Source organism: Paenarthrobacter sp. CM16 (assembly GCF_013179505.1).
Classification (GTDB): domain Bacteria; phylum Actinomycetota; class Actinomycetes; order Actinomycetales; family Micrococcaceae; genus Arthrobacter.
In genome coordinates this window covers 13,769-28,289 of the sequence record NZ_JABMCX010000015.1, presented here as the reverse complement: position 1 = coordinate 28,289, position 14,521 = coordinate 13,769, and the positions used below count along the sequence as shown (strand labels likewise).

Here is a 14,521-nt window from a genome sequence, read left to right as displayed (position 1 = left end):
GGGTCCGCGTCGCTTTCGTCCGCCACGTCCAGCCTCACCTCAACCTCCTGGGTCGCTTGGCCGGAGGCAATGACCGCTATGGTTGCCGTGATGGTGGTTCCGGCACTTTCCTGAGGGACCGGAAGAATCACGTACAGCGCCTGCACCGTTCCTGCCGGAACATTCAGCTTCCTACGCCATGGTTTGCCGTGACGATCCTCGCCGTCGGTGTTGAGGCAATGCCCACCAGCCCGCGGGATCACGTCGACGGTCACGCCGTGTAAATCCTCCAACGCGTAGAGGCCCACTTGGACCACGTAGTCCTCCCCCGGTTCGGCTGTAACGGCGAACGTGTCCGAGGGGCCGTTGATGGCCCAATGTGCCGGCAGGTCCCGCTGCATGGACACGGGGTTCAGCCGGTCCTCGGGAAAGAGCAGGAAAGCCTGGCCGGCGTGCCTGCTGTGGAGTTCGTCCAGCTCGTCCGCGCGGGCCGTGAAGTTCATCGGCGCAAACGAGTCGCGCTGGCTCGCGGCTTCATAGCGGACCACCGTCGCCTGGGGCAGCACGCTCTTTGCAGGCACCCACGCTGAACGCTCGACGCCGGCAACCCACCCGGGTTCTGCTGAGGGGCGATGTGGGAGGTACTGAGCCTGGGGATAGTGGGGTTTACCCACCATGGCATATGGCAAGTAGTAGACGAAGTAGGTGCCCGGGCCATCAATGGGCTCAAAAACGATGCTTCCGGCCTCGCGGTTTGCCTCTTCCACCATCACATTCCGGACGCGGGTACCGGTCTTTTCCGAGACGATCACGACATCCACCGACGCCGGGTCCTGGTCCTGCCGACGCCAGGGGAGATTTATCCGGTGCGCCGTCTTGCCACCACTACTGTGCTGCCCCGGGCCTGCCACATCAACCACAAACCGGTGGTTTCCGTAGAGCAGCTCGTCCCAGCTGCCGACTCCACATTCCACCTCCGGATGGCCTGTTGTCCTGCTGCTTTGGGTGATTGGCGGAGGGGATGTGACAGCCGGTGGAACCGGCGCGGGCAGCGGCATCGCTGGTACTCCTGAAGGTGGCTTCGGGGCTTGTTCACCGAGTTGGTGAATCCTTACATCATCGCGGCATTCCTCAAGGTGGTAAAGGGTTATTGCGATGCGTACTTACTGGGAAACTTGTGCTGGAGGACTGGACTCCAGAAGTTATCCAGAGGCGCTCAGATTATTCAGAGGCGCTCAGAGTGAGCGCGTTCACCTTCGCTTTGGCTGCACGGACCACCTCGCGGTCGGTGACCGTATACGCCGTGGGGTCTGCGCCATCCTGTGCGCCCAGGGAAATGGCACCGTCCCCAAGGGTGGAGACTGTTTTCTTGGCGGACAAGTGAACGGCTGACAATCCTGCAGAGTGCATGGCCGGGATGTCCTCCAGGGACAGTCCCCCACCGGCCATGATCTCCAAGGCGTCGCCGGCCCTTTCCACCATGGCGGTCAGGGTCTGCAGTCCGGCCCCTGCCGTGGGCTCATGGCCGGAGGTAAGGACACGGGTAAAGCCGAGGGTAAGCAATTGATCCAGCGCAGCGAAAGGATCCCTGGATTGGTCGATCGCGCGATGAAAGGTTACCTGGGCTTCGGCGTTGGCTGCTTTGGCGGCATCCACCAGACGTTGGACCGCATGAACATCCACATCTCCAGCTGGAGTCAGCGCTCCCACCACCACGCCGTGCGCCCCCTGGGCCAGTAGGTGTCGGATCTCGTGCACCATGGTGTCCACGTCGGATGCCGAGAATCGGAAATCACCGGGCCTGGGACGTATCAAGGGATGGATTTCCAAGCGGCCATCGACGTGCTCCATGCACGCCTCCATGAGCCCCTGGCTTGGCGTGATGCCGCCAAGTTCCAGGCTGCTGCACAGTTCAACGCGATGTGCCCCCTCGGAGGCGGCGGCACCTGCGCCGACAGCACTGACCACGGCAATTTCAAGTTTCATGCTGAAACTCTACGCGGAGTTTTTGTACAGGTAATGCCCCTAAGGAGGCTCCTTAAGGGCATCAACTGTACAAAAACTCGTCAGGCTTGGTAGCGCCCGAGCTTTTCCCTTTGCCCCGGAGTGAGCCTGAGGACCCGCCCCGTGGCCTCGGCTACGAATGCCAAGTGGGTGGTGGCCTTGACGCAATCTTCCCGGGTAACTGGATCCTTGATGACGTAGTGGAGATCAAAGCTGGCGCCCTTGATGGCACCCACCCAGATCTCCACCACAGCAGGGATGTTGCGGTAGTCCAGTGTCCGAACGTACCGGACCTTGTGTTCCACGACGAGGGTCATGGTGCCCTCTTCGACGTCGTTGAACAGGGCGGCCGGGGGTTCGACGCCGGGGAGGCCGGCTCCGCGGGGTGGCCCGAAGGCCGCAATACGGGCTTCTTCCAACATGCGGACAATCTGCACGTTGTTGATATGGCCGTAGGCATCCATGTCACCCCAGCGCATGGGTACAAGAACCTCCAAGCGCCGGGGTGTCATGGAATCCCTCAGTTCTTCCGCGCTCAGCTGTGCACCGCCGTCGAATCGTCAACTGCGGCTTCTTCCTCACCCGCGAACTGGGACATGTACAAGCGGTAGTACGCGCCTTGGAGGGCGAGCAGTTGGGTGTGGTTGCCCTGCTCCACGATCTTGCCGTTCTCCATCACCAGGATGGTATCGGCATCCCGGATGGTGGAAAGGCGGTGTGCGATCACGAAGCTGGTCCGGTCCGTGCGGAGGGCGGCCATGGCCTTCTGCAGCAGCAGTTCCGTACGGGTGTCCACGGAGCTCGTGGCCTCATCCAGGATCAGCAGCGACGGATCAGAGACGAAGGCACGCGCGATGGTGATGAGCTGCTTCTCACCGGCACTGACGTTGTTGCCTTCCTCATCAATGATCGTCTGGTAGCCGTCAGGCAGCGCACGGACGAACCGGTCCACGTAGGTGGCCTTGGCCGCCTCCATGATCTGGTCCTCAGTGGCGTCCAGGTTGCCGTACTTGATGTTGTCGTAGATGGTCCCGCCGAAGAGCCAGGCGTCCTGCAACACCATGCCCACCTTGGACCGGAGTTCGGAACGGGTGAGGTCCTTGATGTCCACGCCGTCCAGGGTGATCCGGCCCGCGTTGAGCTCGTAGAAGCGCATCACGAGGTTCACCAAGGTGGTTTTGCCGGCACCTGTGGGGCCAACAATCGCAACCGTGTGGCCGGGTTCAGCCGCGAATGACAAGTCCTCGATGAGCGGTTTGTCCTCCACATAGCTGAAGGAGACGTGCTCGAACTCAACGTGGCCATCGGTCTTGGAGGGCAGGTGGCGGGTGCCGCTCTCCTCAATCTCTTCCTCGGCATCAAGGAACTCGAAGACGCGTTCAGCTGATGCCACGCCGGACTGGAGCATGTTCGCCATACCGGCAATCTGGCCCAGCGGCTGGGTGAACTCACGCGAGTACTGGATGAAGGCCGTGGCATCGCCCAGGCTCATGGAGCCGGAAGCTACCCGAAGGCCACCCACCACGGCGATGCCTACGTAGGACAAGTAGGACACAAAGTTCATGGCGGGGAAAATAACGCCCGACACGAACTGCGCACCGAAGGATGCCTTGTAGAGCTCCTCGTTCTTCTCGTCAAAGCGGTCCAGCATGTCGGCGTCGCGGCCGAACACCTTCACAAGGTCATGGCCGGAGAACGATTCCTCGATCTGGCCATTGAGCGCGCCGGTGTTCTTCCACTGTGCCGCGAAGAGCTTCTGGCTCCGGGCACCGATCACGCCAGCCACAATGCCGGACAGCGGCAACGCGATCAGGGCGATCAATGCCAGCTCCCAGGACACGATGAACATCATGACGGTGATGCCCAGGACGGTCAGCACGGAGCTGACCAGCTGCGCGAAGGCCTGCTGCAGGCCCTGCTGGACGTTGTCGACGTCGTTGGTGACACGGGAGAGGATATCGCCGCGCTGGCGGGTGTCGAAGTAGTTCAGCGGAAGCCGGTTCAGCTTCTTCTGAACGTCATTGCGGAGCTGCTTGATGACCCGCATGACGATCCGGTTCAGCAACCAGCCTTGGGCCCAGAGGAAGATATTGGCTACGAAGTACATCAGCAGCACGATCGAAATCAGGAACGTCAGCTTGGGGAAGTCAATCCCGTTGGTCAGTTCCATCTTGGAGACCATGTCCGCGAAGTTGCCCTGCCCCTGCTGGCGCATCAGCTCAACGAACTGCTCCTGGGAGACCCCTTCAGGGATCTGCTTGCCCACCACACCACCGAAGATGACGTCCATGGCGTTGCCCAGGACCTTGGGGGCAATGACGTTGAGGACAACCGAGACCACCACGAGGCCGATCACGATGTACACGCCGACGCTCTCAGGCTTCAGCAGGCCCATAAGGCGCTTGGCTGAGGGCCAGAACGCCTTGGCTTTCTTAGCCGGCACATCGCCGAACATGCCACCGTCAGCCTCAGAGGGAACGTACTCCTCCTCGACGAAGTCGTCGTCGTCAAGCACTGTTGTTGCCACCTCTGCCTCGGCTGTTGCCTTGGCATCCTTGGCGGCCTCGGCCTTGGCAGCCCAGCCACGCTTTTTCTGCTGGTTCTGCTCGCTCATGCCACTTCCTCCACGCTCAGCTGGGATTCAACGATTTCCTGGTACGTCGGTGACGTCTCCAGGAGTTCATCGTGGGTTCCGCGGTCAACAATGCGGCCGTTGTCCAGCACCAGGATCTCGTCCGCATCCGCGATGGTGGAGACGCGCTGGGCCACAATGATGACCGTCGCATCCCGGGTTTTGGCCTTCAGGGCCTTTCGGAGCCGGGCGTCAGTAGCGACGTCCAAGGCGGAGAACGAATCGTCAAATAAGTACACGTTGGGTTTGGTGACCAAGGCACGGGCAATGGAAAGCCTCTGGCGTTGTCCACCGGAGACGTTGGTTCCGCCTTGGGCAATGCGCCGGTTCAGGCCTGACGATTTTTCCTCCACGAAGCCCTTGGCCTGTGCGGTTTCCAACGCCTCCCACAGTTCCTCGTCGGTGGCATCGGGCTTTCCAAAGCGGAGGTTGTGCTCGATGGTTCCGGAGAACAGGTAGGGCTTCTGCGGAACGGCCGACACCCGGCTGGTAATCTCCGAGGCATCCATGTCCGTGACAGGGACGCCGTCGAGCAAGACATCACCGGAAGCGACATCGTAGAGCCGCGGCAGCAGCGAAACCAGGGTGGTCTTACCGGCGCCCGTGGAGCCAATGATGGCCAGGGTCTTGCCAGGCTCGGCAGTGAACGAGATATTGCTCAGGACAGGAGCCTCGGCGCCGGGGTACTTGAAAGTGACGTCCCGGAACTCGACGCGTCCCTTCTTCTCCGCCGGCACCACCGGGGAACCGGGGTTGTGGATGGAAGGCTCGACGTCGAGGACCTCGCCGATGCGGTCTGCACAGACCGAGGCGCGGGGAATCATCATGGCCATAAAGGTGCCCATCATGACGGCCATCAGGATTTGCAGCAGGTACTGCAGGAACGCTGTCAGTGCGCCCACCTGCATCTCGCCGGAATCCACGCGCTGGCCGCCGAACCACAGGACCGCAGCCGTCGAGAGGTGCAGGATCATGCCGATCGCCGGGAACATCAGGACGAACAGGTTGCCGATTTTGACGGACACCGCAGTGAGGTCGTCATTGGCGTTGCCGAAGCGCTTGGCCTCGTGGGGTTCACGGACAAAGGCGCGGACCACGCGGATGCCGATGATTTGCTCGCGGAGCACACCGTTGATGGCGTCGATCTTGGTCTGCATGGAGCGGAAGAGCGGCATGAGACGGACTACGAGGTAGCCCACAACCGCCACCAGGACGGGCACGGAGACCCATACGAGCCAGGAAAGGTTGAGGTCCTCACGGAGGGCCATGATGATGCCGCCGACGCACATGATGGGCGTGGACACCATGAAGTTCAGGCCCATGAGGACCAGCATTTGAACTTGCTGGACATCGTTGGTGCCACGGGTTATCAGTGTGGGAGCACCGAACTTGTTGACGTCCTGGGCGGAGAAGCTGCTGACTTGGCGGTATACGCTGCGGCGAAGGTCCCGGCCGATGGCCATGGCAACGCGCGAGCCAAAGTACACCGCGACGATGGCACTGACAACCTGTCCAAGGGCAACGGCAAGCATGAGCGCGCCCGTCTGCCAGATGAAGTCGGTGTCGCCGCGGGAAACTCCCTCGTCGATGATCCTGGCGTTGAGGCTGGGGAGGTAGAGCGTGGCGATGGTGGACGCCAGCTGAAAGATCAGCACGGCCACAATCTGCGGCAAATACGGCTTGGAGTAGCGCCGTATAAGGGTGACAAGCATGCCCACGGGTCCTTAGAAAAAGTGCGCGAATGAGGTAAGAGAAGTGTCGCAGCAAGGGCTGACAGTATTAGCCTCCCTACTCTACGAAATCCGTTGCCCGCGCGAAACAACTTCCGGAAAAGATCATCCCAGCGGAGTATTTGGCGTGTCGCCGGTGATCCCGCAGGCGCAGCATGGGATGTCGCGGCAAGCAAAAAGCGCCGGCTGGTTGCCCAGCCGGCGCCTTCAGTCCCGCACTCCTTCGTTACTCACCGCGTAGTGCGCCAGGAATGCCGAACAAGGGTGGCAATCGGAGGAATCAGCCTGCGTGCTTTCCGTGGTCCGAACGCGCCTCCGCGCCTTGCAGGAGCAGCAACGCCATCCGTTCCTGCTGCCTGCGTTCCCGCTTCAGTTCCTTGCGGATCGCTGCGAGCTCTTCGGCGGTGGCGGCTTGCTGCTCGGCGATGGCCTGCTGCTCACGCAACCTCGCCTGCAGTTCCACGTTGGCCCGGCTGAGCTGGAGTTGCTGTTCGGCCAGGACGCACTGAGTACGGGACAGTTGTTCCTGTACTTCCTTTACATCGGTCACGTTTCTCCCATCAGCCATGGCTTGTGGGCGCTCCTGCGTCAGGATACGGGCGAATTCAAGATCGAGGTCCGCGCCGGAATCCTGCTTCGGAGCCTGACGTCCGCTCCCGGAAACGGTACCGCCGGCACCCAAGGAGCGGGCGTCGTCGTCGTCCGACTTCGAATCGTTTGCCTTGATCGCGTCCATGGACGCGGTGTCCAAGGACATTCCGGCGTCGCCCGATGCTGTGGCAATGAGTTCCTTCTCGGGAGCTGCATCCACGGTGCGGCGCAGAGGACGTTCCTTGATGAACAGGACGGCCAGGAGGGCAACCACGCTGATAATCGCGGAAATCAGGAAGATCTGCGCCGTGGCATCGCCATACGCAGCACGCATGATCTCGGCGATGGGTGCGGGCATATCGGCCAGGTCCATGCTGGCACCGGACGCGCCGCCCTGAGCCGGAATGCCGGCAGCTGCCATGCCTTCAACGGCGAGGTCCTTGACGTGGTTGGACATGATGGCACCGAGGACGGATACGCCGATCGCGCCGCCTACCGAGCGGAAGAACGCTACTGAAGCACTGGCTGTTCCGATGTCCTTGGCCTGGACGGTGTTTTGCACGGCCAGCACCAGGTTCTGCATCAGCATGCCCAAGCCCAAGCCGAAGACGCCTGTGTAGATGGCCACAATCCACAGTTCCGTGGTGTGGTCCATGGTTCCGGCAAATGCGAGGCCGCCAATAAGGAGGACGGAACCTGCAATGAGGAACCTCTTCCACTTGCCGAAGCGGCTGATCAGGATACCGGAAGCGACCGAGCCAATCAGGTTTCCGGCGATCATCGGCAGCGTCAGCAGGCCCGCTTCAGTAGGCGTGGCGCCGCGGGCAACCTGGAAGTATTGACCCAGGAACGTCGAGGAACCGAACATGGCGATGCCCACGGCAACCGAGGCAACAATGGCCAAGGCCGTGGTGCGCTCGGAGATGATCTTCAACGGGATGATGGGCTCGGGAACCTTGGTTTCCACCAGCACCAAAAGCGCCAGCAGTGCAACACCGCCTCCCACCATCAGGGCCGACTGCCAGGAGAACCAGTCGTAGTAGTCCGGGTTGCCGGCGAAGGAAACCCAGATCAGGAGCAGGCTGACGCCGGAGGTCAGCAGGATCGAACCCAGCCAGTCGATCTTGGCCGGGCGCTTGATGTGCTCGATCTTCAGCGTCACCTGGAGCAGGATGAGCGCGACGACGGCCAGCGGCACGCAGACGAAGAACGTCCAGCGCCAGCCAAGCGGGCTGTCAACGATGAAGCCGCCCAGCAGCGGTCCGCCGGCAGTGCCTACGGCCATGACGGCGCCCATGTAGCCGGAGTATTTTCCGCGATCCCGCGGCGGAATCATGGAACCGATGATGGCCTGGGCCAGGGCGGTGAGTCCACCCATGGCAACGCCCTGGATGACACGGGCGGTCAGCAGCAGGGGAATGGTCTCGGACAGGCCCGCCATGACTGAGCCGGCCACGAAGATGATGATGCTCAGCTGGACCAGGAGCTTCTTGTCGAAGAGGTCCGCGAGCTTGCCCCAGATGGGCGTGGTGGCAGCGTTGGCGAGCAGCGCAGCCGTGATGACCCAGGCGAAGTCGGTCTGGGTGCCCTTGAGCTCGGACATGATGGTGGGCAGGGCGTTGGCGACGATGGTGCTGCTGAGGATCGCCGTGAAGAACGCCGCAAGGAGGCCTGTGAGTGCTTCCATGATCTGTCGGTGGGTCATGGGCGCGGCCGCCCTGTTAACTGAGGCGTCCACCGCCTTGGAGTTTTGTACTGCTGGTGTAGCCATGCGTGGGCTCCTAAGCTGTCTGGTTTGTTGTGATGGAGCCGGCCGCCGTTGCCCGGATTGAGTCCTTGAGGGACATGGTGAGTTTGTTGATGACCTGGGAGGCCTCGAGGGCGTCAGCCTCGCTCCAATCCGCCAGGTAATCGCGCAGTCTCACGCTGCGTTGTTCTTCGAATTCACGCAGTTTCGCCGCGCCGCTTTCCGTCAGTGCCAGAAGCTGCGCCCTACCGTCTGCGGGATCGGGGCGCCTGATAACAAAGCCAAGTTCCTCGAGTTCGGTGATGTGCCGGCTGAGGACCGGCGCGCTGACACCTAGCCTCGTGGCCAGTTGCGTTGCGCGGGTCTCCCCCTCGCCGATGAAACGCATCACTCCCTGCACAGCCATTCCGACGTCGGGAACGCGGGCCATGTGGGCGGTCACCACGCAGCGCAGCGTGCGCTGGAGGTCGAAGATTTGATGCACAAGATCGGTTGCTGTGGCAGAACCGACGGACATGGAAAACACCCCTCTTTTTGTTTGCCTAAAGCAACTATAACCCAGATTGATTGCTTTGGGAAACTAAAGATGCGGAAAGTGTCCGTTGCGGGGCCCGCTCTGCGTTCAATTTCCCGGGTATGAGGCGCAGAGTAGGCCTCGCAACGCAAACAGCCCCCGCACGGATGACCGTGCGGAGGCTGTTCAAGGTGGTGTTTAGTTGTGGCTGCTAGTCCAGATGCGTGGGGCCGAACATCTTCAAAAGCGTTTCAACCACGACGACGTTGGGTCCGTCCGCTTCGAAGGACGCCTTGAGCGCGTCCCCCACTTCCTCGGGGGCCACTCGCCGGGCCGGGACGCCGAAGGACTCGGAAAGCTTGACGAAGTCCGGGCGGGCGAGCTCCGTTGCGGTGGCCTGGCCGAAGGCGCCCACCATGTATTCGCGGAGGATGCCATAGCCGCCGTCGTCCACGATCAGCCAAGTGACCGGGACGTTGTGCTGCTTGGCGGTGGCGAGTTCGGAGATGGAGTACATGGAGGAACCATCACCGGACACAGCCAGCACTCGACTGGGCTTACCTGTGGTTTCCAAGCCCACGGCTCCGCCGATTGCTGCCGGGAAGCCGTAGCCGAGGCCGCCTGCGCCTTGGGCGGAGTGGAACTGGCCCTGGCGGGCGTCCCAGCAGCTCCAGCCCCAGTACGCGGAGATGGTCATGTCCCAGAAGGTTTGCATGTCGGCCGGGACGGCCTCGCGGATGTCTGCCATGAACTTCAGCTCTTTGGCCAGGTCCTGTGATTCAAGACGAGCCTTGACCTTGGCCAGGGACTCCTTGACCACGTCCTCCGGGCTGGTGCCGTGCCAGTCACGCTTTGTTGCGTCCGCGGCACCGGCTGCTGCGAGGGCTTCGTCCAAGGCTGCGAGTGCCTGGCCGGCGTCTGCGCGGATGCCCAAACCTGGCCGGTTCGATTCGAGGACCCGGGGTTCGGCGTCGATCTGGATGATGCGGCCGCGGGGTTCGAACGTGAAGTAGTTCGAGGTCACTTCACCCAGGGACGAGCCGATCACGATCAACACGTCTGCGTCTTCCAGGACATCGGTCATGTACCGGTCCTCGATCCACGACTGCAAGGACAGCTCGTGGGTCCACGGAAACGCACCGTTGCCACCCGGAGTGCAGATGACCGGTGCGCGGAGCTGCTCAGCAATCGAGAGCAACGACTTCTCAGCCCGGCCACGGCGCGTACCGCCGCCGGCGATGATCGCCGGACGTTCCGCCGTCGAAAGCCACTTCACGGCCTCGCGGATCAGCTCGACGCGCGGCGGGTTATCGAACGCTTCGGCAAGGGCATCCTCCACCGGCGGGACCATGATCGGATCCAGCAGGACGTTCTGCGGGATTTCGATCCACACCGGGCCTTGCGGCGAGGAAATCGCTTCGGTCCAGGCATCCTGGATGGCCGACGGGATGCCGGAGGCGTGCTGGATCAGCCGCTGGCTCTTGGTGACGTTCGCGGCAGAAGCCTTCTGGTCATCGAGCTGGTGCAGCATGCCCTTACGGCGAGCGCCCAGGCCATCGAGCGGGATCTGGCTGGCCACCACCACCATGGGAACACCCGTGGCGTAAGCTTCCTGCAGTCCGGCGAGGGAGGTCAGCGCGCCGGGACCGGTGGAGAGGAACAGCACACCCACTTCGCCGGTGGCGCGGGAGTACCCGTCCGCTGCGAACGCCGAGTTGTTCTCCACGCGGGAGGAAACGAAGTGCAGGTTGCCGCGGCCCATCGCGTCAAAAAGACCCAGCGCGTGCTGGCCCGGGATACCGAAAACGGTCTTCGCGCCCAGCGCTTCGAGGGTCTCGACGACGAGGTCCCCGCCGTTGCGCTGATTGGTCCCTTTTGTGGGAGCGGCCGTACCGGGATCGAAATCGATCATCGCTGGTCTCCCGTTGCGCCTGTTGCCTGCGCGAGCTCGGCGATGCGGGCGCCGAGCGCCTGCTGCGCGTAGCCGTTCGGGGCACCTTGGCGGTCACCTTCCACGGCGTTGTCCGCCATGAGGGTCACCAGCTCGTAGGCGACGTGGCTGCCTGCCACACCGGTGATTTCTGCGTGGTCGTACGCCGGGGCAACTTCTACGATGTCCGCGCCCACGAGGTTCATGCCGCGGAAGCCCCGGATGATTTCCAGGAGCTCGCGGCTGGTGATGCCACCGGCCTCGGGAGTGCCGGTACCGGGTGCGTGGGCGGGGTCCAGGACGTCGATGTCCACCGAGATGTACAGGGGACGGTTGCCGATGCGGTCGCGGATCTTGGCTACTGTCTCCAGGACACCTTGGTAGTAGACGTCTGCGGAGGTGACGATTCCGAAGCCGAAGCGGTGGTCGTCGTCGAGGTCCTTCTTGCCGTACAGCGGGCCGCGGGTACCGACGTGGCTGATGGCTTCGGTGTCCAGGATGCCTTCTTCCACTGCACGGCGGAAGGGGGTGCCGTGGGTGTATTCAGCGCCGAAGTAGGTGTCCCAGGTGTCCAGGTGGGCGTCAAAGTGGAGCATGGCGATGGGCTCGCCAGCCCGCTCCGCTGCTGCCCTCAGGAGAGGGAGCGCAATGGTGTGGTCGCCACCGAGGGTCACCAGCTTGCTGCCGTTGGCCGTGAGGTCCATGGCATTCTGCTGGATGGTCTCGATGGCCTCGTTGATGTTGAACGGGTTCACAGCCATGTCGCCGGCGTCGGCAACCTGGATGTTCTCGAACGGGCTGACGTCCCATGCCGGGTTATACGGGCGCAGCAGACGGCTGGCCTCACGTACGTGGTTGGCGCCGAAACGGGCACCGGGGCGGTAGGAAACACCGGAGTCGAAGGGTACGCCGACAACTGTCACGTCCGCCTTGGACACTTGGTCCAGGCGAGGCAGGCGGGCATAGGTGGCGGCACCGGCATAGCGCGGGATGCGGGACGAATCGATAGGGCCAAGGTTGCCGTTGGCCTCAATACGGAGCTCTTCCAAAATGCGCCACTCCTTAGTGGATAGCTGGGATGACTGTGACACCCATCATACACTCAAAGTTTCCCTATATGCATCACCTGTTTACAAGTCTGATTTGAAGGCGCGCGTCCTGAGATGCCGGTCACAGTGGGCGTAAAGATTCCATAAAAACCGGGGTCCCGGCGTCGACGGCGGCCATACGCTCCTTGCGGAAGCAGCACAGTGCTGCACGAAAGGACACAGTGACCACGTTGTCGAGGCCTCCGGCCGATCCGGCCAACCGGCCAAAGAATTCCTTCAAGCTCAGGCCTTGGCTGCTGGAAGGAATGCCGGACACCTCAGGCAAGAGGCAGGGCCCCCACGGCCGCCCGTCGGACTCCCATAAGCCGCAAGCCTGGTGGAAGGTCATGTGCCTCACGGGACTGGACTACTTCTCCACCCTTGGCTATCAGCCCGCCATTGCAGCGCTGGCCGCCGGACTGCTCTCCCCGCTGGCCACCCTGCTCCTGGTACTGGCAACCCTGGCCGGCGCCTTACCCGTTTACCGGCGGGTGGCCCGGGAAAGCCCCCGGGGCGAAGGCTCCATCGCCATGCTGGAACGGCTCCTCCCCCGCTGGGGAGGCAAGCTCTTTGTCCTGGCACTTCTGGGTTTCGCGGCGACGGACTTCATGATCACCATCACCCTTTCCGCGGCCGACGCCACCGCACACCTCATCGAGAACCCCTTCGCCCCGCACTTCCTTGAGGGCCAGCAGGTTGTCATCACCCTGGCTTTGATCGCCGGGCTCGGCGTGGTGTTCCTTCGCGGATTCAAAGAAGCCATCAACGTAGCCGTTGTCCTCGTGGCCGCATTCCTGGCCTTGAACCTGGTGGTCATCCTTGTTTCCATCGGCCACCTCTTCACCGAAGCCCGCGTCATTTCTGACTGGTGGAGTGCGCTCACCACCTCCCACGGCGATCCCGTCATGATGGTTGCCCTGGCCCTCCTGGTCTTCCCGCGCCTGGCCTTGGGACTCTCCGGGTTCGAGACCGGCGTCGCCGTCATGCCCCAGATCAAGGGTCACCCCACGGACACGGAAGCCAACCCGGCCGGCCGGATCAAGGGTGCGCACAAGCTGCTGACCACCGCGGCCATCATCATGAGCTCGTTCCTCATCACGTCCAGCTTCACCACGGTCATGCTGATCCCGGCAGCCGAATTCCAGGACGGCGGCAAAGCCGAAGGCCGTGCCCTGGCCTACCTGGCCCACAAGTTCCTGGGCGACGGCTTCGGCACCGTTTACGACGTCAGCACCATTGCCATCCTCTGGTTCGCCGGTGCATCGGCCATGGCAGGGCTGCTGAACCTCGTTCCGCGCTACCTGCCCCGCTACGGCATGGCGCCGACCTGGGCCCGGGCACTGCGCCCGCTGGTCCTGGTATTCACTGTGATCGCGTTCATTGTCACCATCATCTTCAAGGCTGACGTCAACGCCCAGGGCGGCGCCTATGCCACAGGCGTGCTGGTCCTGATCACGTCAGCATCCATCGCCGTCACACTGTCCGCACGGCGCAAGAAGCAACGCGGCCAGTTCATCGGATTCGGAATCATCTCGCTCGTCTTCGTCTACACCACCGTGGTCAACTCGATCGAGCGCCCTGACGGCCTGAAGATCGCGGCACTCTTCATCCTGGGCATCATGGTGGTCAGTTTCATCTCCCGCATGCGGCGCGCCTTCGAGCTACGGGCCACCCACATCAAGATGGACGAGAAAGCCTTGGAATTCACGGCCAATGCCTCCGAGGGGCCGGTCCGGATCATCGCGCATGAGCCCAAACACCTCAGCGCCAGCCGCTACAGGGAGAAACTCCAGCACGCCCAACAGGCAAGCCACCTGCCCGTCGATTGCGACGCCGTGTTCATCGAGGTGATCGTGGATGACAGTTCGGACTTCGAACAGGAACTGAAGGTTGTCGGCAAGACGCGGCACGGCTTCAGGATCCTGGAAGTGCACAGCAACAACGTGCCCAACACCGTGGCTGCAGTACTCCTCCACATCCGGGACGTCACCGGCTTCATGCCGCACATCTACTTCCGCTGGACCGAGGGCAACCCCATCTCCAACCTCAGCAAGTTCCTGTTCTTCGGTGAGGGCGAGATCGCGCCGGTAACCCGCGAAGTACTGAGGGAAGCCGAACCGGACATCACCCGTCGTCCATGGGTGCACGTCGGCTGAGCGCCCACACCCGCCCGTTCGCCGCTCCTCCCCGGTTGGTGACCCACCTTGTGACCACCGAGCACCGCCAGCCCCCGGATTTCCGGGGTCAGCGGCCCTCGGCTACTCACGGAAGGGTGGGCAACCGGGGAGGAGCGCAGTTGCCACTTA

General features: G+C 62.6%; 10 protein-coding genes. 1 reads left to right on the top strand and 9 read right to left on the bottom strand.

Annotated features, from left to right (window positions below; genetic code table 11):
* The 9 genes from HP499_RS02365 to speB form a co-directional block, all read right to left on the bottom strand.
* Positions 1-953 (bottom strand): glycoside hydrolase domain-containing protein (locus HP499_RS02365; RefSeq protein WP_309138326.1); only part of this gene is annotated, 953 nt, incomplete at its 3' end.
* Between the two features lie 247 nt (positions 954-1,200).
* Positions 1,201-1,965, bottom strand: a complete 765-nt coding sequence (locus HP499_RS02360) for a copper homeostasis protein CutC (protein ID WP_172322351.1) — start codon at positions 1,963-1,965, stop codon at positions 1,201-1,203.
* 80 nt (positions 1,966-2,045) lie between these two features.
* Positions 2,046-2,462 (bottom strand): thioesterase family protein, encoded by a 417-nt coding sequence (locus HP499_RS02355; protein ID WP_172322353.1) that lies wholly within the window; start codon positions 2,460-2,462, stop codon positions 2,046-2,048.
* Between the two features lie 56 nt (positions 2,463-2,518).
* Entirely contained in the window at positions 2,519-4,597 is a 2,079-nt protein-coding gene (locus tag HP499_RS02350) for an ABC transporter ATP-binding protein (protein ID WP_305849730.1), read from the bottom strand.
* Positions 4,594-6,327 (bottom strand): ABC transporter ATP-binding protein, encoded by a 1,734-nt coding sequence (locus HP499_RS02345; protein WP_172322350.1) that lies wholly within the window; start codon positions 6,325-6,327, stop codon positions 4,594-4,596. Before HP499_RS02345 ends, HP499_RS02350 begins: the two co-directional genes overlap by 4 nt.
* A 298-nt stretch (positions 6,328-6,625) precedes the next feature.
* Positions 6,626-8,707 carry an MDR family MFS transporter gene (locus tag HP499_RS02340; protein WP_172322349.1) on the bottom strand — a complete coding sequence of 694 codons (2,082 nt, stop codon included), beginning with the start codon at positions 8,705-8,707 and terminating at the stop codon, positions 6,626-6,628.
* Between the two features lie 10 nt (positions 8,708-8,717).
* The gene (locus tag HP499_RS02335) at positions 8,718-9,200 is read right to left on the bottom strand and encodes a MarR family winged helix-turn-helix transcriptional regulator (RefSeq protein WP_172322348.1); all 483 of its coding nucleotides are present in this window, start codon (positions 9,198-9,200) and stop codon (positions 8,718-8,720) included.
* A 208-nt stretch (positions 9,201-9,408) separates the two neighbouring features.
* Positions 9,409-11,109, bottom strand: a complete 1,701-nt coding sequence (locus HP499_RS02330) for a thiamine pyrophosphate-binding protein (RefSeq protein ID WP_172322347.1) — start codon at positions 11,107-11,109, stop codon at positions 9,409-9,411.
* Entirely contained in the window at positions 11,106-12,176 is a 1,071-nt protein-coding gene (gene speB / locus HP499_RS02325) for an agmatinase (RefSeq protein WP_172322346.1), read from the bottom strand. The genes HP499_RS02330 and speB overlap by 4 nt, the downstream gene beginning before the upstream one ends.
* Before the next feature lie 221 nt (positions 12,177-12,397).
* On the opposite strand from speB, the gene HP499_RS02320 reads away from it, so the two are divergent.
* A complete protein-coding gene (locus tag HP499_RS02320) occupies positions 12,398-14,371 on the top strand; it encodes an APC family permease (RefSeq protein ID WP_172322345.1) in 1,974 nt (657 codons plus the stop codon).
* Positions 14,372-14,521: the final 150 nt, after the last annotated feature.